Origin of the sequence: Psychrobacter piscatorii, from assembly GCF_904846415.1 — a bacterium.
Taxonomy (GTDB): Bacteria; Pseudomonadota; Gammaproteobacteria; order Pseudomonadales; family Moraxellaceae; genus Psychrobacter; species Psychrobacter piscatorii.
In genome coordinates this window covers 1-18,743 of sequence record NZ_CAJHAR010000004.1, presented here as the reverse complement: position 1 = coordinate 18,743, position 18,743 = coordinate 1, and the positions used below count along the sequence as shown (strand labels likewise).

Annotated in this window: 15 protein-coding genes, 1 tRNA gene and 1 other RNA gene; 16 read left to right on the top strand and 1 reads right to left on the bottom strand. The window is 42.2% G+C overall.

What is annotated here, in order from left to right; genetic code table 11:
• The first annotated feature begins 16 nt into the window (after nucleotides 1-16).
• The 16 genes from bioA (at nucleotide 17) to recO (ending at nucleotide 17,964) form a co-directional block, all read left to right on the top strand.
• Nucleotides 17-1,342 (top strand): adenosylmethionine--8-amino-7-oxononanoate transaminase, encoded by a 1,326-nt coding sequence (gene bioA / locus JMX83_RS02625; RefSeq protein ID WP_201598835.1) that lies wholly within the window; start codon nucleotides 17-19, stop codon nucleotides 1,340-1,342.
• The gene (bioD, locus tag JMX83_RS02620) at nucleotides 1,339-2,055 is read left to right on the top strand and encodes a dethiobiotin synthase (RefSeq protein ID WP_201598834.1); all 717 of its coding nucleotides are present in this window, start codon (nucleotides 1,339-1,341) and stop codon (nucleotides 2,053-2,055) included. The genes bioA and bioD overlap by 4 nt, the downstream gene beginning before the upstream one ends.
• 94 nt (nucleotides 2,056-2,149) lie before the next feature.
• Nucleotides 2,150-2,516: RNase P RNA component class A (gene rnpB, locus JMX83_RS02615), an RNA gene on the top strand.
• A gap of 121 nt (nucleotides 2,517-2,637) precedes the next feature.
• Nucleotides 2,638-2,714: transfer RNA gene (locus tag JMX83_RS02610), tRNA-Met, on the top strand.
• A 215-nt stretch (nucleotides 2,715-2,929) separates the two neighbouring features.
• Nucleotides 2,930-3,742 (top strand): ABC transporter permease, encoded by an 813-nt coding sequence (locus JMX83_RS02605; protein WP_201598833.1) that lies wholly within the window; start codon nucleotides 2,930-2,932, stop codon nucleotides 3,740-3,742.
• A 14-nt stretch (nucleotides 3,743-3,756) separates the two neighbouring features.
• Nucleotides 3,757-4,428, top strand: a complete 672-nt coding sequence (locus tag JMX83_RS02600) for an ABC transporter ATP-binding protein (protein ID WP_201598831.1) — start codon at nucleotides 3,757-3,759, stop codon at nucleotides 4,426-4,428.
• Nucleotides 4,397-5,512 carry a capsule biosynthesis protein gene (locus JMX83_RS02595; RefSeq protein WP_201598830.1) on the top strand — a complete coding sequence of 372 codons (1,116 nt, stop codon included), beginning with the start codon at nucleotides 4,397-4,399 and terminating at the stop codon, nucleotides 5,510-5,512. Before JMX83_RS02600 ends, JMX83_RS02595 begins: the two co-directional genes overlap by 32 nt.
• Nucleotides 5,513-5,567: 55 nt before the next feature.
• On the top strand, nucleotides 5,568-7,340 hold the full coding sequence (locus tag JMX83_RS02590) for a polysaccharide biosynthesis/export family protein (RefSeq protein ID WP_201598829.1): 1,773 nt from the start codon (nucleotides 5,568-5,570) through the stop codon (nucleotides 7,338-7,340).
• 75 nt (nucleotides 7,341-7,415) lie between these two features.
• The gene (locus tag JMX83_RS02585; protein WP_201598828.1) at nucleotides 7,416-9,860 is read left to right on the top strand and encodes a capsular polysaccharide biosynthesis protein; all 2,445 of its coding nucleotides are present in this window, start codon (nucleotides 7,416-7,418) and stop codon (nucleotides 9,858-9,860) included.
• 144 nt (nucleotides 9,861-10,004) lie between these two features.
• Nucleotides 10,005-11,249: a capsule biosynthesis protein gene (locus JMX83_RS02580; RefSeq protein ID WP_201598827.1), complete on the top strand. Its 1,245-nt coding sequence runs from the start codon at nucleotides 10,005-10,007 to the stop codon at nucleotides 11,247-11,249.
• Nucleotides 11,250-11,601: 352 nt separating this feature from the next.
• On the top strand, nucleotides 11,602-13,401 hold the full coding sequence (gene lepA / locus JMX83_RS02575) for a translation elongation factor 4 (protein ID WP_201598826.1): 1,800 nt from the start codon (nucleotides 11,602-11,604) through the stop codon (nucleotides 13,399-13,401).
• 105 nt (nucleotides 13,402-13,506) lie between these two features.
• A complete protein-coding gene (gene lepB / locus JMX83_RS02570; RefSeq protein ID WP_201598825.1) occupies nucleotides 13,507-14,409 on the top strand; it encodes a signal peptidase I in 903 nt (300 codons plus the stop codon).
• 142 nt (nucleotides 14,410-14,551) lie between these two features.
• Entirely contained in the window at nucleotides 14,552-14,944 is a 393-nt protein-coding gene (locus JMX83_RS02565) for a DUF4845 domain-containing protein (RefSeq protein WP_227675680.1), read from the top strand.
• Nucleotides 14,945-15,047: 103 nt separating this feature from the next.
• Nucleotides 15,048-15,845, top strand: coding sequence for a ribonuclease III (gene rnc / locus JMX83_RS02560; protein WP_201598824.1), 798 nt, complete (start codon nucleotides 15,048-15,050; stop codon nucleotides 15,843-15,845).
• A gap of 314 nt (nucleotides 15,846-16,159) precedes the next feature.
• Nucleotides 16,160-17,125 carry a GTPase Era gene (gene era, locus JMX83_RS02555; RefSeq protein WP_227675693.1) on the top strand — a complete coding sequence of 322 codons (966 nt, stop codon included), beginning with the start codon at nucleotides 16,160-16,162 and terminating at the stop codon, nucleotides 17,123-17,125.
• A gap of 62 nt (nucleotides 17,126-17,187) precedes the next feature.
• Nucleotides 17,188-17,964 (top strand): DNA repair protein RecO, encoded by a 777-nt coding sequence (gene recO / locus JMX83_RS02550; protein WP_201598822.1) that lies wholly within the window; start codon nucleotides 17,188-17,190, stop codon nucleotides 17,962-17,964.
• A 40-nt stretch (nucleotides 17,965-18,004) separates the two neighbouring features.
• Here the strand turns inward: recO and JMX83_RS02545 are convergent, their stop codons facing one another.
• Nucleotides 18,005-18,553 carry a GspH/FimT family pseudopilin gene (locus JMX83_RS02545; protein ID WP_265089480.1) on the bottom strand — a complete coding sequence of 183 codons (549 nt, stop codon included), beginning with the start codon at nucleotides 18,551-18,553 and terminating at the stop codon, nucleotides 18,005-18,007.
• Between the last annotated feature and the right edge of the window lie 190 nt (nucleotides 18,554-18,743).

Below are 18,743 nucleotides of genomic sequence, written 5' to 3'. Positions count from 1 at the left end.
TTTTAGGGACGATACGATGACCAAAAAAACCACGACCACCACATCCATCCAAGCAGCGAATGAGTTCGATCAGCAACATCTTTGGCACCCATATGCCAGCCTGCCACCCACCTATTCCAATATCGTTATCGATCGCGCTGAAGGTATTTATATCATCACTGAAGACGGCACGCGCCTGATCGATGGTATGTCGTCATGGTGGGCAAGCGTCCATGGCTACAATCACCCCAAGCTAAACGACGCGCTGACCCAGCAGTTGAGCAAAATGGCGCATGTGATGTTTGGTGGCTTGACCCATCAGCCAGCGATAGATTTGGGCAAAAAACTGCTCGATATTGTGCCTACTGGTCTCGATGCAATTTTTTATGCAGACAGTGGCAGTATCGCCGTAGAAGTGGCATTGAAAATGGCACTGCAATATCAAGTAGCTGCCAAACGCCCAAACAAGCAGCAGTTTGCCTCGACCCATTCAGGCTATTATGGCGACACATGGCATGCCATGAGTGTCTGTGATCCTATCAATGGGATGCACAGCCTGTATGGTAAGCAATTACCGATGCAGCATTTTGTCCCAGCACCGCCACTTGGCTTTGATCGCGCGTTGACGGCAGATGAGCGTGACACGCTGTCTCAGTTTTTTGTAGCGCATGGAGCGCAGCTGGCGGGTTTCATCATTGAGCCAATTATTCAGGGCGCAGGTGGGATGCGTTTTTATAGTCCTGAATATTTGCAGTTGCTGCGTCAATTGTGCGATGAGTACGATGTGCTCTTGATTGCGGATGAAATCGCCACTGGTTTTGGTCGTAGTGGCAAACTATTTGCGTGTGAGCATGCTGATATCTGTCCTGATATTATTACTATTGGTAAAGCGCTGACGGGTGGCTATATGACTTTTGCCGCAACGCTATGTACCCGCAATATCGCCGATACCATTCACAATAGTGATTATCCAGCCCTCATGCATGGTCCAACCTTTATGGGCAATCCACTGGCCTGTGCCGTCGCATGTGCGTCGATTGATTTGATCCTGTCTTATGATATCGAAACGCGTACCGCCAATATGCAGCGTACGATGGAGCAACAACTGTCCCCAGCTGCGCAGCTAGCAGGGGTTGCCGAGGTACGTTGTTTGGGTGCAGTCGCCGTGATTGAGTTAGATGACGCCGTTGATATGCCCATTTTTCAGTCTTTATTGATTGATAACGGTATCTGGGTCAGACCTTTTGGGAAGCTGGTGTATATTATGCCACCCTACGTGATTACTGATGATGAGCTGACGACCTTATGCCAAGCATTGGTAAAAGTGGTCCATACGTATTTAGAAAACAGAGATCAATCATGAGCGTGCTATTTATCTCCGGCATCGATACCGATATTGGTAAAACCTATGCCACTGGCCTACTTGCCAAAGCGTTGATGCAACAGGGTGTGAACGTTATCACGCAAAAGTTGGTACAAACGGGCATCAGTAAACAAGCAGATGGCGAGCTAGGCATTGCAGATGATATTTTAAGTCACCGTCAATTGATGGGAATGCCATTACAGCCGTGTGATATTGATTTTACCACTTGTCCTTATCGCTACGAAAAGCCCGCGTCACCGCATCTATCCGCAGCACTGGCCAACCAACCTCTCAATATTGAAGGGATTACTGAAGCCACGAAAGCATTGCAGGATGATTACGAGGTGGTGTTGCTAGAAGGGGCAGGCGGGTTGTTAGTTCCCATTACTACTGAATTATTGACCTTGGATTATATCGCTGAGCAAGGCTATCCTATCGTCTTAGTCACCTCTGGTCGATTGGGCAGCATTAACCATACGTTGCTTAGTTTGGAGGCGATAAAATCGCGCGGCTTAACGGTACACAGTGTTATTTACAATCATATTCATGATGATGCTGAGCAAACGGATACTGAGATCGCAAATAGTACTATTGATTTTCTACAAGCGTATTTAGCCAATTATTATCCTGAAGCGCATTGGCTGGTTTTAGCCAAACAATCAAATGAACATTCAGGCAATATCGATATACCTTTGCCAACAGCGTTTATCTAAGTTTTTAAGATGTTTTTGAGGTAGTTTCAGCCATCCTGAAAATAAGACGAAAAGACATTCCCATACAGGCGTTAGTTTTGCTATACTAGCGCGCTTGGTAGACTAGGCGATCGCCGCTGCACACTGGCAACAGATGAGCAGGGGAGGAAAGTCCGGGCTACATAGGGCAGCGTGCCAGCTAACGGCTGGGCAGAGTAATCTGACGACCAGTGCAGCAGAGAGTAGACCGCCTTTAGTATCTTAGGGTATTATCGGTAAGGGTGAAAGGGTGCGGTAAGAGCGCACCGCGTGAATGGCAACATCTCACGGCATGGTAAACTCCACGCGTAGCAAGACCAAATAGGCATCGGCATGGCGCGGCCCGCGTTCGATGCGGGTAGGTTGCTTGAGCGTATTAGCGATGATACGCCTAGAGGAATGATCGTCCACGACAGAACCCGGCTTATCGGTTTACCAAACCTTTTTTATCGTTTGTCGTAGTAATATTTGCAGTTAATTTGAATTACATTCATTTTTTTGCAAAAAATGCCCATTAGGGGTTGACGTCAGTCAGCAGCTTAGGCATAATGTGCAGCCTAAAACGGCGATGTAGCTCAGCTGGTTAGAGCGCATGACTCATAATCGTGAGGTCAAGAGTTCAAGTCTCTTCATCGCCACCATATATAGCAGTATCAAAAAAGCCAATCTCTCTGGGATTGGCTTTTTTTTGCCTGAAATAAATATTTATAACTAAGTGTCTTAAGCTTCCATATCTAATAACTTACAGATTTCTTACCAAATCATAGGTTTATCTGTCTATGTACAGATTAATTCTTGTAACTTATGTCGCGCTTACTTATCATAGGGGCTGTTTTCGGTAAAGTCCTGTAACGCCATGTCTGTCCAATTACCCCCTTATCGTCCTATCAAACATCGCAGTGGCTTGAAAGTCATGGGTGCAGCATTTCATGCGTTGCTGATGCGTGAGCTACAAACGCGCTTTGGTGGTTATCGTTTGGGCTATCTGTGGGCTCCATTAGAAATCATGTTTCAAGTTGCCATTTATTTAATAATATTTGGCGCTATTATGACTCGTGTACTTCCGGGAATGGATTACATGCTGTTTTTGGTTGCAGGCTTAGTACCATTTCGTATGATGAGTACAATAGCAACGCGATCATTGGGAGCAGTAGAGGCCAATCAAGGTCTATTAATGTATCGTTCAGTACGTCACATCGATGTTATTATTGCAAGATCGTTTTTAGAGTTGGTGATTTATTTTTTCACATTCATACTGCTGTTAGTCATACTGGCTTTTATAGGGATACCTATTAGCCTAGCTCATTTACATGTAGTATTGTTTTGCTGGCTAACCTTGTTTTTATTTGGTTTTGGCTTGGCGTTGATCATGATGGTGGTCGGTTATTATGGTGGAGAAATCAGTAAAGTTATTGGTTTAATCTTCACTATCCTGTACTTTACATCTGGAATTATGTATTCCATTCATATTATTCCTGAACCTTATTTAAGCTACATATTATATGTTCCGTTCGTCCATAATATTGAGCTAATGAGAAATGCATTGGCCCCTACTTATCCTGCTTATCACATTGATATAGGATATTTTTTGAAATGGATGGTGGGTGTGAATTTTTTAGGCCTATTAATGTATAAAGCGGTCGAGAAAGACCTTATTCGATCAAAGTAATAGCAGGCAAATGAATGATTGAAATCAAAAACGTCTCCAAGTCGTTTATGACCAAGGAAGGTCGGCATTATCTATTCAAAGATTTGAATTTGACCATTGGTGATAGGAAAAGTGTGGGCTTGCTCGGTCGTAATGGGGCGGGTAAATCAACACTGTTGCGTATTATATGTGGACTAGACAAGCCCGATCATGGCGAGATTATTACCAACTCGACCATCTCATGGCCCGTTGGAGTCGCAGGGGGTTTTCAAGGTAGCCTAACAGGTCGTCAAAACGTACGTTTTGTTTGCCGACTATACTCCAACGGCCCTTATATTGATGAAAAAATCCGCTTTGTTCAAGAATTCGCTGATATCGGTAATTATTTCGACATGCCTGTTAAGAGTTACTCATCTGGTATGAAAGCTCGTCTAACATTTGGGCTGAGCTTAGCCTTTGATTTTGATTACTATATGCTCGATGAGGCAGGAGCGGTTGGTGATGCTGCATTCCGTAAGCGTAGCGAAGAGATTTTAGCGGCCCGCCGCGCACAGGCCGGATTTTTAATAGTGTCGCACAATATTGGCGATATCAAACGAAACTGCGATATTGGTATTGTACTAATGGATCAAACAGCACACGTGTTTGACGATACAACAGAAGCGATTGAGGTTTATGAAAAGCATATCCACAAAGCAAAAAAGTAAGATAATTAACTTCTCGCTATTTATTGGCTTGGTCATCCTGCCTTGGTTGCTCGTTATATATTATGTGATGACTCTTGCTCATCCACGCTTCGTTTCGACTGCCGATGTGGTGGTCAAACAAGTCAGTGACTCAAGTGTGCCGTCTGGTGGAGGATTATCAGCTCTATTGGGCGTAAATAGTACCAGTAAAGAAGATGCAACGTATTTGACAGAATACATTCTGTCGAATGATATGGTAAAGCGCCTCGATAATAAGTTCAAATTCCGTGAAGCTTATTATGTTGATGGCTCAGACCCTATCTATGAAATTGATCCTGATGCAACTCAAGAGGATTTGCTCGAATACTTCAAAAAACGTGTACACATTGATCTTGATGAGCAAAGTTATGTGCTTTCGGTATCGACAGAAGGCTTTGACTCAAAATATGCTTTTGAGCTGAACAAAGCTATCTTAGGTGAGTCTGAGCGTTTCGTAAATCGTATCTCACAAGAGGTGGCTCGTGATCAATTGGCATTCGCAGAAACTCAGTTAGATGAATCAGAAGATCGTCTAAATAATGCCAAAGAGCAATTATTAAATTATCAAAATAAAAATGAGATTTATGATCCGCAAGCTAATGCGCAGATTGTTAATCAGCTGATTGGCAGCCTGCAGGCGCAATTGAGCTCTTTACGCACTGAAGAGCGTCAATTACTGAGCTACCTAAATCCAGATGCGCCGCAAGTGGTTTCACTAAGAAGTCAGATAAAAGCAGTTGAGGAACAAATTGCCCAAGAGCAAACCAAACTAACCTCACCTAACACGACTAAATTGAATAGACAGGCTGTACAGTTTGAGACCATTAAAGCGGATGTCGACTTTGCAACAGAGCTATATAAGCTATCATTATCATCGCTTGAAAAGTCGAGATTGGAGGCTTTCAAGAAAATGAAAAACTTGATTGTGATTTCAACGCCGTATGAGGCTGAAGAGGCGTCATATCCGCGCCAAGCCTATCTGATATGGACATCGTTGGCTTTACTTTTAATGCTCTATGGGTTTGTACGTTTGGTGATGGCGGTTGTCCGTGATCATCGTAGCTAGTTTTGACAAACCAGATACCAGTAATGATCGATAGATCAGGAAAGGAATATAACGCATGAATATGAAACCACGTTCTATCGTGATAGCAACAAGTCTGGCAATGGCAGCGACTAGCATGTCAGCAACCGCTGCAAGCAGTTATGCCGATCAAATATCAGGGTCAGGCTTTGGTACAAGCAGCAATAGTATGGCTCAAGACCAAAACCGTAATAATATCAATGTGTCAACGCAGGCATTTGCAGGTGGTGTTCCGGGGCAGGCCACCACTCAAGAGGCGGTCAATGCCGCAAGTTTACCAAGTCAGTCGGTAATCAATACCACGCGCCCTTACCAAGATATCAATACGCAAGATATGATGTTTGGTGAGCAGTTGTTTCGCGGCGCATTCTCGACCACTTCTGGTTCTACTTTTAATGATAGCTATGTGATAAACCCTGGCGATAATGTTCAAGTAAGAATGTGGGGTGCCTATCAGTATGCAGCTACTATGACGGTTGATCCACAGGGTAATATTTTCTTACCAAATGTTGGTCCAGTTCGTATTTCTGGTGTACAAAATGGCAACCTACAAAACGTTGTTAAGAGTGCAGTCAGTCGTATCTATCGTTCAAACGTGGGCGTTTATGCATCACTAGAGCAGGCACAACCAGTCAAAATATTTGTCACAGGTTTTGTCAAACAGCCAGGTTACTATGGCGGTCTTGCTGCAGATTCAGTGCTGTCTTATTTAGATAGAGCAGGCGGTGTTGATCCAACACGCGGCAGTTATATCGACATTCAAATCAAACGTAACGGTCAAATGCTACAGCAAGTCAATCTTTATGATTTCCTGCTAGCGGGTAAATTGCAGGCATTTTCATTTCGTGATGGTGATGTGATCACTGTCGCTCCACAGAAAAAAACGTTTGTCGTAAGCGGACAAGTTCAAAACGAATATACTTTTGAGTTTGATGTGAACGATTTGACTATTGGGGATGTATTGCAAGTTTCCAATCCAGCAGCCAACGCTACTAATGTCAGTATTACTCGCAGTGCAGGACGGGCACAAACGGCAGAGTATTACTCATTAAGCGAAGCTCAAAACGTACCTGTCTATAACGGCGATCAAATGGTAGTAACGTCCGATCGCTATGCAGGTACTATCGCTGTGCAGGTAAAAGGTGCACATACTGGTAATGGTGCAATGGTCGTGCCATATGGTGCACGTTTAAAAGATATCGTGCCACAATTGCAGCCAAGCCCACTGGCCAAGCTGACACACTTGACGATATACCGTCAATCTGTTGCTGAACAACAAAAACGTATGATTAACGAGTCGCTTGATCGTTTAGAAGAGCTAACGTTAGCGACACAGTCTACGACTCGTGAGGAGGCAGCACTACGTCAAGATGATGCTGCATTGGTCAAGCAGTTTGTTGCTAAAGCGCGCAATGTACAAACTGACGGTCAAATTGTCGTGGTGCCAAACTCGTGGCAGGATATTATCTTGCAACAAGGTGACATCATTGAGATACCAGCACAAACATCAGTTATTACAGTCAACGGTCAAGTACGAGCACAAGGTGCGCTTACTTTCAACCCAGACTATACTGTTGGTGATTATGTGGCCAATTCTGGTGGTTTCTCTGATAATGCTGATAGCAAAGATATCCTAATTATTCATCAAAATGGTGCCAGTGAAGTTGTGAACACTGCTTATCGTATTCAGCAAGGCGACGAAATTATGGTATTACCAAAAGTCAAAACTAAGCGCGTAGAGATTGCTCGTGGTTTGTCGCAGATTGTTTATCAATTAGCAATCGCTGCCAAAGTGATTTTAGATCTATAATGGTTGTTTAGTCATTGTTTGTTAAGCAGCGACTTTATCAACTGAATGAAAAAGTGATGTATAGAGGTATCAGAAATGGCAAAAAGCGTAGCGGATAAAGACAAGGTATTAAATGTATCTACCTCTAATAATGCGCTACCTTTGACATCAACCAATCAAGAATCACCAAAGAAACTTGCAGTGATCGGTAAGGGGATGCGTCAGAACAACTTATTGTTATCACAAGTTTTGCAAGCGGACATCCATCGCTGGTATCCATGGTCAAAATTGCACCAAAGCTTAGCGAGTCATAAAAGAACATTACAACCTGATGCATTTATTGGATGGGGCCATAAAAAAAGTTTTCAACGAGCTAGCAAAGCCGCTACACGTCAGAATTTGAGCGCGTTAAGTATTGAAGATGGTTTTTTGCGCTCATTAGACTCAGGTGTCAGTAGCCGCCATAGCTTGAGTGTGGTTGTCGATGATATTGGCATTTACTTTGATATGACGCATCCCTCGCGCCTTGAGCAGTTGATTATAGAGCGTGCAAAAACTGTTGATAAAAATAGTTGCGAATTAGATGAAACGCGTGCTCAGCAATTGATGGCACGTATCTGTGACGAAAAGCTTAGTAAATATAACTCAACGATCGATTGTCCGTTATTGGATGATTTAGTCAATGAAGCAGCTACTCATGTAAAAGAAGGCTCGTTAAAGTCGCATGTTTTATTAATTGACCAAGTAGCTGGTGATGCATCTGTCAAAGGTGCTGGTGCTAACAAACGCCAGTTTAAGCAAATGTTAAAATCAGCTTGCCGTCAGCACCCTCATGCTCATATTTGGATAAAAGCTCATCCTGCGTCAAAATCAGGCTACTTAACCAGTTTGAAATTGCCCAAAAATGTCAAAATACTGACTCAAGCGCTCAATCCAATAGCATTACTATCACAAGTGGATCATGTTTATACAGTTAGCTCCCATATGGGGTTTGAAGCCTTAATGATAGGTAAAACGGTCCATTGCTTTGGAATTAATTGGTACAGTGGTTGGGGGTTAACTGATGATATTGGGGCACCCAAACGCTTACTAAAAATAGTAAAGCAACGTCGTCTAGCATTGCTCCCTACAGTGTCACGTAGGGTGCGAAATACTACATTGGAAACGTTATTCTATAGTGCTTATATTGATTATAGCCGATATGTAGATCCAGCGACGAAACAAGCTTGTGATATTGATACGGCTATTAATTGGCTAATTACGAACCGATACTGGCAAGCACGTCTGGATGGTAACTTGACGATATATGAATTTAGTCGCTGGAAGCTGCCGTTTGTAAAAGCATTTACAAATTTTCCACGCACGACTTTATTTATTAAGCCAAAACCGCGTCTAAAAAATTTATTACATCCAGATCATTTCCGTGTCAACTACCATCAACCTTTATTAGTATGGGGACTAGCAAAACGTCTACAGATATATAAGAAACTACAGAAAAAAGCTACCGAGCAGCCCTCAGGTATACCAACTATTTATTGTATGGAAGATGGGTTTATTCGCTCGAATGGTTTAGGTGCCACACTGTTGGCACCACTGTCTGTTGTGGTAGATAAACAAGGTATTTATTATGATGCGACACAGCCTTCAGACTTAGAGACATCTCTACGTGAATGTCAGACGCTGAGCTCACAGCAACATGCACGCGTACAAATGCTTCAAGAAAAACTGCTGACTCAGCGAGTGAGCAAATATAATGTTGGCGCGGGTATAGGTATTTCTAGTATCCGACATAACTCTTGGATGCAGGATGCCAAAGTATCTGGAAAACGGCGCATTCTTATTATCGGTCAGGTAGAAGATGATTTATCAGTACAGTACTGTGGCTCAACAATAAAGACAAATAGTGGTTTGATTGAACGTGTAAGACAAGATAATCCAGATGCTTACTTGATTTATAAGCCGCACCCAGATGTAGAAGCAGGACTGCGAGCGGGTAAGGTCACAGAAGCATGCTTAGGTCAGGTGGAGGCTGTTGCTTATGATACCGCGATGCCTGATTGCTTAGAGTGGGTCGATGCAGTACATACGATTAGCTCACTAACTGGTTTCGAGGCATTGCTCCGCGGTTTGGATGTTACCTGCTATGGTTTACCATTTTATGCAGGCTGGGGTTTAACTAAAGATATCGACGCAAAATTATCGCCAAAAGCTGAATATCTAGAAAGACGTCAACGAGACATACCATTGTCTCTTGAGCAGTTAATATATTGTTCGCTAATACGTTATCCATTATACCGTTTGCCTGATGGTTATGGTCTTGCACAAGTAGAGCAGGTGATTGACTATTTATACCCTCCCAAAAACTTGTGTCTACTTGAGGGCAATGAAGAAGTTCAAAATAAAGTATCTAATAGCGTAAATAATTCAGTTAAAGATTCAATATCACTTATATCAGCACTACCTGAACAGATCAAGCGCCAAGCTGCCATAGGTTTTATGCAGCAGCGGCACCGATGGCGACTGCGTAAAATATCTCATTAATTAACATCAAAAGTACTATGTAATTCCATTGCGACAACGATGTAATTTTTCGGTATAATAATTATTACACTATGTATTTTTATATTATTAACCAACTCTTTTTACCTCTGTATATCCTCTTTCATTTAATGGTAGCCTCATATTATGGCAGCTTCGATGTCTCACTTGCTCACTCATCGACATGTCTTGCTACTACAAGGGAAAATGGGTGGGTTTTTTAATCGCTTTTCATCATTTTTGCAAACGCAAGATATCAAAGTTAGTAAAGTTAATTTCAATGCTGGCGATGCTTTTTTTTATCACCATGACAACACTTATGAATATACTGATACTTTAGCCCAGTTCACTTCTTGGCTAAAGTCTTTTATCAAAGAGCATGATATTGATGCAATTGTTTGTTTTGGCGATTGTCGTCCGCATCATACACAGGCGGCATGTTTAAGTGAACGACTAGGCATTTCATTTTTCGTATTTGAAGAGGGCTATTTGCGTCCTGATTATATTACTTTACAAGAACATGGCATTAATGGTTATTCACGCCTAAGTATAGATGATATTAAAGCGCTCAAAAAAGCCAATGATAAGCCGCTATATACACATAATCGTTTTTATCGTCTGAGTATCGCTGCTATCGTTTACTATATTGTGGCTTGGCTCTATAAGAGACGCTATCCTCACTATTCACATTATCGTGGTATGACCGCATGGCAAGAAGCAATCGCTTGGCTCAAAGCACCATGGCGCAAGTTGAGAGATTATATACCCGACAAACAGTTGCAAAATAGGCTTACTAAATATGAAAGTAACAATTATTTTCTGATCAGTTTGCAAGTTCATAATGATTCACAGATTACTCATCACAGTGATTATCGTGATGTGGTACAGTTCATTGATGAGTCTATTGCAAGCTTTGCAGACTATGCTAATAAAAAGCAATTGCTTGTGTTTAAGCATCACCCACTAGATCGTGGTCATCGTGACTACCGTGAGCTGGTAGCTAGTTTGGCTGAGCGTTATCAAGTGGCACACCGAGTGTTCTATGGCTGTGATATGCACCTACCAACGCTTATGAAATATAGTATCGGTATGGTTACTATCAATAGCACTACTGGGCTACAATCGGTTTATCATAAAAAGCCTACCAAAGTTATGGGCCGAGCAATCTACGATACTCCAAAACTAACAGATCAGCAGCCACTCAAAGGTTTTTGGCAACAGCCTAAGAGTCCAGACAATGAGTTTTATCTAAGGTTTCGTGAATATCTGATAGAGCAGACCCAGATAAATGGTGCTTTCTATGGTAGATCACCATGGATGTATAAATATCTACATCAAGCTAAAAACTATAATATAGAGGAAGATTTTTCCAAAAACAGTTTGCCTAAATAGTTCATTTAATTCTGTTCATGGGCACTTTATTCAGAATCTATATGTTGATGAACTTTCAATGAACGTCTGGTTTTCTAATTTTATTGTTTCTAAATACTTTCCTTGACCTGCAAATCATACCTCTGCTACTAAAATCGCCTTACTTTGTGGTTGAAAACTGCTAGAATACTCTTTCATGCGTGCGCATAAGAGTTAACATGCTTGGCTATATATTCTAGGCGACGATATTAGTAAAATCGGCTCGTTTTAACTGGTCTACTCTCAACGAAGCAAAAGTATCTTATTGATTGCACATGACAATATCTGTTCTTTCGTTTAATTATTCTATCACCTTTAATTTAGTAGGCGCTTTGTGACTGCATTAGCCAATATTCGTAACTTTTCAATCATTGCCCACATTGATCATGGTAAGTCGACCCTTGCCGATCGTTTTATCCAGATGTGCGGTGCCTTGCAAGATCGCGAGATGCAGGCGCAGGTGCTCGACTCGATGGACATTGAGCGTGAGCGCGGTATCACTATCAAAGCACAATCGGTAACATTATTTTATGATCACCCAAATGGTGAGCGTTATCAGCTGAACTTTATTGATACACCGGGTCACGTCGATTTCTCATACGAAGTATCGCGCTCGTTAGCCGCTTGTGAAGGCGCGCTATTGGTTGTTGATGCCGCTCAAGGCGTAGAAGCTCAGTCGGTTGCCAATTGCTATACGGCAGTAGACCAAGGTTTAGAAGTGATGGCAGTCCTTAATAAAATTGATTTGCCACAAGTCGAGCCTGAGCGCGTTATTCAAGAAATTGAGGATATTATCGGTATTGATGCAGTAGATGCGCCGCGTGTATCAGCGAAATCCGGTCTAGGTGTCGACAAGTTATTGGAAGCCTTAGTCGAGTTTATTCCAGCACCGACTGGCGATCGTGAAGCACCCCTACAAGCGTTGATTATTGATTCATGGTTTGATAGCTATTTGGGCGTGGTCTCTTTAGTACGTGTACGCCAAGGAACCGTGAAAAAAGGTGATAAGATTTATATCAAATCAACTGGCGATGCTCATCCAGTAAGCTCTATCGGTGTATTTACGCCAAAACCTGTCGATACTGGTATCTTAGAAGCGGGTGAAGTAGGCTTTATTATCGCGGGTATTAAAGACATTGCTGGTGCGCCAGTTGGTGATACGATTACCCATGCAAAGACCCCTGACGTCGATCGTATCCCAGGTTTTAAACAAATCACGCCGCAAGTATATGCTGGTATGTTCCCAGTAGACTCTAGTGATTTTGAAAAATTCCGTGAAGCGTTGCAGAAGCTACAAATCAATGATGCCTCGTTATTCTTTGAGCCTGATACCTCAGACGCGTTAGGCTTTGGCTTTCGTTGTGGCTTCTTAGGCATGCTACACATGGAGATTATCCAAGAGCGCTTAGAGCGTGAGTATGACTTGGATTTGATCACTACCGCCCCATCAGTGATCTATGAGATTGAAAAGAAAGGCGGCGAGGTCATCTATGTTGATAATCCATCAAGACTGCCTGAGCCCAATAACATCGAAGAGTTCCGTGAGCCAATTGCGCGTTGTCAAATTTTAGTACCGCAAGACTACTTGGGTAACGTCATGACGCTATGTATTGAGCGCCGCGGTGTGCAGGTTGATATGCGCTTTATGGGTAAGCAAGTTCAGGTTATCTTTGATATTCCGATGGGTGAAGTGGTCATGGATTTCTTTGACCGTCTAAAATCAGTCTCGCGTGGTTTTGCATCACTGGACTATAATTTTGATCGTTATCAAGTTGATAAATTGGTTAAAGTTGACGTGCTAATCAACGGTGATAAAGTTGATGCCTTGGCGATGATTGTGCACCAAGATCAAGCACGTTTCCGCGGTAACCAGCTAGTGACCAAGATGAAAGAATTGATTCCACGTCAGATGTTTGATGTGGCGATTCAAGCAGCAATTGGTAGTCAAATTATCGGTCGTAGTACAGTAAAAGCCATGCGCAAAGACGTATTGGCCAAATGTTATGGCGGTGATGTGTCACGTAAGAAAAAGCTATTGTCTAAGCAAAAAGCGGGCAAAAAACGCATGAAGCAAGTAGGTAACGTGGAGATTCCACAAGAAGCCTTCTTGGCTGTCTTGCAAGTTGATAGTTAATAGACAGTTCTATCTCAGATAATTTTTGTACATAGCAGCAGTTGAATATCGTTAATTTTATCGTCAAAGCAGCTAGACAAGCAGCATGTTAATAGGCAATTTGGTATGGATTTTGATTTCAATTTAATTTTAGTGCCGTTGACTATAGGCTTAGGGATTGTCTGGCTGTTAGATAAGCTTGCGTTTAAACAGCGTAGAACTCGCGGACGAGGCAAAGAGAGCCTGCTGGTACGCTGGGCTTATGACTTCTTTCCTGTGTTGGCAGTGGTATTAATAGTACGCTCATTTTTAATTGAGCCTTTTAATATTCCATCATCCTCCATGGTGCCGACGTTATATACGGGTGATTTTATTGCTGTCAATAAGTATGCATATGGCGTCCGTTTACCGCTAACGTATAATAAAGTATTGGATACTGGCGAGCCTGAGCATGGCGATGTAGTGGTATTCCGTTATCCTGAAAACCCAAGCATCTACTACATCAAGCGCTTGATTGGGTTGCCTGGTGATACCGTCAGCTACAATCAAGGTACAATCTCTATTAATGATGTACCAGTGGAGACGACGCCTGTCGATTTTTCGGCAAGTGCAGAATTGACGTCACAACTTTATTTGCCAGGACAAGTTGGTCCAGGTCAGGTGCTCACAGAAGAGAGTGCTGCTGCGATGGGTCAGGAAGAAGAGGACGCCGCACAGTATTTCCAAGAGACACAGGGTGAAAACACACACCTTGTTCGCTACTTAAATGGTATGAACAGCTCTCAGTATGCTCCCTTCTTGCAGCAACAATCACCAGAAGTTGTGAGTTCAGAAGGTACAGAGTGGCGTATTAAGGTGCCAGAGGGTCAGTACTTTGTCATGGGTGATAACCGTGATCGCAGTGCAGATGGTCGCTTTTGGGGTTTTGTCCCTGATGAAAATTTAGCGGGTAAAGCTGTCTATATATGGATGCATAAGCCACCTGGACTAAATCTACCAACCTTTGAACGCAATGGTACTATTGATTAGTATCGTGAGTATCTATTGATTGATTTATCGATAATAGTTTTATGCTAATATCGTTACTATTCAATAAATAGCGTTCTACTATCTAATTTATAGATATAGAACGCTATCAAAAATAGTCATCTATCAATCGAGGATTTCCATCATGCAGCAGTTATCTGGTCTTGCCACGCAGCGCGGTGCTAGTGTGACAAACATCGTTCTCATTATTATGATGTTGGGTATCGCGGTTAAACTCCTGGTGGCCATTGTACCTGCTCAAATTGGTGACTATCAGTTGACTAAGCTCTTGAGTGCAGAGCTTAAAGTAGCCAATGACAATAACGAGACAGCCAAGCAATTCGTTGAGCGTGTTAACAAACAGCTATCCATCAATGCTGACTATGACACCAATGCTGAAGATGTATTCACTTTTACCAATAAAAAAACAGGCCAGTTGGCCATTCATAAAGAATATGAAGTAACCAATACGTTCTTTAGCAATGTCGATATCGTAAATCGTTTCGAAGGAGACATCGATATGGCTACAGCAGAATAAATAATCATAATATGGGACAGCGCTTTAGCGTTCTCAACAAAATCCAATATATACTCTTATTAAACTAAATCTGTAAAACAGAAGGGATAACCACAAGCCACGCATGAAACCAACTTCGCAACATTCCCAAGCGGTTCTTACTCCTAAAAAAAATAGCACGTCTGTCGACACGCTTGTTGTTAGCTCAGAATTTACTCAGCGCTTAGCAGTCTTAACGCGCAAGTTAGGCTATGTGTTTAATGATTTGAGCCTGCCAAAGCTTGCATTGACGCACCGCTCATTTGACAGCAAAAAAAACTATGAGCGTCTAGAGTTTTTAGGTGATGCGCTTTTGGGTATGATTGTGGGTGAGGCTTTATACCATCGTTATCCTAATCAAAACGAAGGGCGTCTAACCCGTATGCGTGCAACTTTGGTTCGCCAAGAATCATTGGTTATTATCGCGCAAAATCTGGAGCTGTCTAACCATCTCATATTAGGCGTGGGTGAGCGTAAAGGTGGCGGCCGTAATCGTGCTTCTATATTGGCGGATGCGGTAGAGTCTTTGATTGGAGCTATCTATTTGGACAGTCAAGATATGGATATTACTCGTCACTGCGTACTTTCTTGGTATGGAGACCTGATTGACAACGTTAATGACCAAAAAGCACTAAAAGATGCGAAGAGCCGTTTGCAAGAGTGGTTACAGTCTAAGCAATTTGATTTGCCAAACTACGAGCTTATGGAAACACGTGGCAACGCTCCCCATCAAATTTTCGTGGTACGTTGCCACGTGAATATTCAAAACTGCCCTGATATTACTGAATCTGGTGAAAGTCGCCGTATCGCTGAGCAAAAAGCAGCAGAGCTTATGATCAATCAGCTGCATAAACTTCCAGGATCCGCTAAAAAACGCTCTTAGCAAATATTCGCAGGCGATTACAGGCTTATTTCTGAGTCAACAATGCCGCTTTTGAGTGATGAGACCTGAAGCGGCATAGACTTAATTTACCTTATATACTACTTATTTCAAATATTACCAGCCGATATCTAATAGTAACTGCACCGACAAACTATTAAGTCATATTTGGCCGGATATGAACCCTATAGGATCAACTTATGAGCAATCACCCTGATGTGCCATCGAATAATGAAGATAGTACTCAAAATATGATTGAAAATACAGATGTCGATACGAATGCCGATAACGTAGAAGACATCACAATCGACAACGATATGGCGATTGAAGAGTTTTTTGCGCCAAATACGAATGCTCGTATGGCTGACGACTTCAGAGCTGGTTATGTTGCCATTGTTGGACGTCCAAACGTGGGTAAATCAACGTTGATGAACCACTTATTGGGTCAAAAGCTGTCTATTACTTCGCGTAAGCCGCAAACGACGCGCCACCGTATTCATGGCATTTTGTCCAATCACGAGATGCAGGCAGTATTTGTGGATACGCCAGGCATCCATCGCAATGAAGTACGGGCTATTAATGAGCGTATGAATAAAGCGGCAGTATCTGCTCTAGTAGATGTTGATCTAGTATTGTTCGTTGTTGACTCAGATCAATGGCGTGATGATGATCTATTGACGTTGCAAAAGCTTGGTGATACCAATTTAACTGTTGTATTGGTTATTAATAAGTCAGATACCTTAAAAGATAAAGGCAGCGTATTGCCGCTTATTGAAACCTTTAATGAAAGTTTTGACTTTGCTGATATCGTTCCAGTATCGGCGCTCAAGAACCAAAACTTAGATCGTTTGCAAGAAGTGATCGCCTCACATTTACCAGTTGCTGCACCTATTTATGATACAGAGCAAATCACTGACCGTTCAGAGCGATTCTTAGCCAGTGAAATTATTCGTGAAAAAATCATGCGTAGTGCGGGTGATGAAGTGCCATACGACTTGACCGTACAGATCGATGCGTTTAAAGATGAGCCTGCGCATACAGATCCAAAGACAGGGCGTCCACGTAAAGCATGTACTTTTATTGATGCAACTATCTATGTTGAGCGCAGTGGTCAAAAAGCCATTGTCATTGGTGATAAAGGTCAACGCATCAAGCAAGTCGGTATGGATGCTCGTAAAGATATGGAGCAGCTGTTTGATAAAAAAATCATGCTAACGCTATGGGTCAAAGTTAAACGTGGCTGGTCTGATGACGAACGTGCATTAACCAGTTTGGGATATTGATAGCAATCAAGGATAGTACGGTAATATTGCTATCCATATGCTAAATGCTGAGGTAATGAACGATGCGTAACGAAGCATTAATTGGCTATTTATTACATCAGCGTCCTTATCAAGAAAAGCGTGCGTTGTATTATCTTTTTTCTCAGCAGCATGGTGTGATACATGGTGTTGGGAAAAAAGGCGCACCATTATTTATGCCTTTACAGCTATTTGCCACTGGCAAACGCGACCTAAAAACATTCACTCAAATCCAGATTACTTCGCAAACCACTCGTCAAACAAATAACGAGCAAAAAGAGGGTGTCTCTGCCGCACTGTCTACTGTGCCTTACAGTAATATCAATGGACAGCACCAATATGCGGCGTTGTACCTTAATGAGATACTGTGGCGGTTGTTACCGACCGAAGATCCAATGCCAGTATTGTGGCAACATTATCAGGACAGTCTACAGCAGCTGAAGCAACCTTTAGATAATAATGAGCTTCGTTTATGTTTGCGCCAATTTGAGCAGCACCTATTCAATGAGTTAGGTTTTACCTTAACGCTAACGCATGACAACATCGAAGATACTATCGAACCTGATAGTGTGTATCGCTTTTTACCTGATGTGGGGTTACTGCCAATCATGCAGAATGCTACAGAGTCTGAGCATTTAGAAAGCAACACTGGTCAGACTGTGTTTAGGGGTATCGACATTATAGAGATGGCCTACCTAGGTATAACGATATCGACACTCAATAACTGGTCAAAGCTGCATCGGCATCTGATAGATCATCTACTTGATTATCAACCATTACAAAGTCGGCTGCTATGGCAACAGCAGCAACGTTATCAATAGATAGATTATTATTTTTGAATCTCTTTACTGCTTAGCACAGCTAGCAGTCAGTAGGATGATCTGAATTAAGCTTATATTTAACAATACCTGCTTGATTAAACGAGATTTGATACATCGATTCATTATAAGAAGATGTAGGGCAGTATTTGATATGGCCGAAGTGACCTCGAGGCTTGCCACTATCACCCCAAAACTTTGTATAGTGACGTCTGCTCCCGACTCTTAGCTTCAAGGTGCTATATTTCAAGTTCAGCTGCTCTTGAATTAATAGAGTATCTACTCGAGCATCAAAACGTTTATTATCATTTGTATCTACGAATGCCAAAAGGGTTTCGTCAGCATTTCTATTGCAGCGTCGTCCATTATTTGACAAGCAAACCAATACATCCTGTCTAGTGATATAGCTTTCAGCTTTTGCCAAAGCGAGGGTGTTCTGTAATTGGGTTTTGACGCGTTTGGCTTCCATACGCGTTAACTGTGTCAATATGCTTGGCGTTGCAATCGCTACTATGATAGCCAATACCGTTACAGTAACAATAAGTTCAACGAGAGTGAAGCCATTCCTACCTTTGGATCCTAAAACGTGCAGATGTGTCGCAGAGTGTTTATTACGTATAGTTAACTGATGCAGTGGAGCGTGCAACTTATTTATTCTTAGATTAACACATGAAGTGCAATACCAAATGCAAGGTGAAAAAAAGACCTAGATGCGCTAGCATCAAAGTCTTTATCCACCGACCAAAGTGAGATTGCAACCATGAACTATACGCATCTAAGCC

Excerpts from the sequence above, each read along its gene's own strand:
- rnc (WP_201598824.1), top strand. The coding sequence starts at position 15,048 with ATGAAACCAACTTCGCAACATTCCCAAGCGGTTCTTACTCCTAAAAAA.
- JMX83_RS02605 (WP_201598833.1), top strand. The coding sequence starts at position 2,930 with ATGTCTGTCCAATTACCCCCTTATCGTCCTATCAAACATCGCAGTGGC.
- JMX83_RS02565 (WP_227675680.1), top strand. The coding sequence starts at position 14,552 with ATGCAGCAGTTATCTGGTCTTGCCACGCAGCGCGGTGCTAGTGTGACA.
- JMX83_RS02595 (WP_201598830.1), top strand. The coding sequence starts at position 4,397 with ATGAAAAGCATATCCACAAAGCAAAAAAGTAAGATAATTAACTTCTCG.
- JMX83_RS02590 (WP_201598829.1), top strand. The coding sequence starts at position 5,568 with ATGAATATGAAACCACGTTCTATCGTGATAGCAACAAGTCTGGCAATG.
- recO (WP_201598822.1), top strand. The coding sequence starts at position 17,188 with ATGCGTAACGAAGCATTAATTGGCTATTTATTACATCAGCGTCCTTAT.
- bioA (WP_201598835.1), top strand. The coding sequence starts at position 17 with ATGACCAAAAAAACCACGACCACCACATCCATCCAAGCAGCGAATGAG.
- JMX83_RS02600 (WP_201598831.1), top strand. The coding sequence starts at position 3,757 with ATGATTGAAATCAAAAACGTCTCCAAGTCGTTTATGACCAAGGAAGGT.
- JMX83_RS02580 (WP_201598827.1), top strand. The coding sequence starts at position 10,005 with ATGGCAGCTTCGATGTCTCACTTGCTCACTCATCGACATGTCTTGCTA.
- JMX83_RS02585 (WP_201598828.1), top strand. The coding sequence starts at position 7,416 with ATGGCAAAAAGCGTAGCGGATAAAGACAAGGTATTAAATGTATCTACC.
- era (WP_227675693.1), top strand. The coding sequence starts at position 16,160 with ATGGCGATTGAAGAGTTTTTTGCGCCAAATACGAATGCTCGTATGGCT.
- lepB (WP_201598825.1), top strand. The coding sequence starts at position 13,507 with ATGGATTTTGATTTCAATTTAATTTTAGTGCCGTTGACTATAGGCTTA.
- bioD (WP_201598834.1), top strand. The coding sequence starts at position 1,339 with ATGAGCGTGCTATTTATCTCCGGCATCGATACCGATATTGGTAAAACC.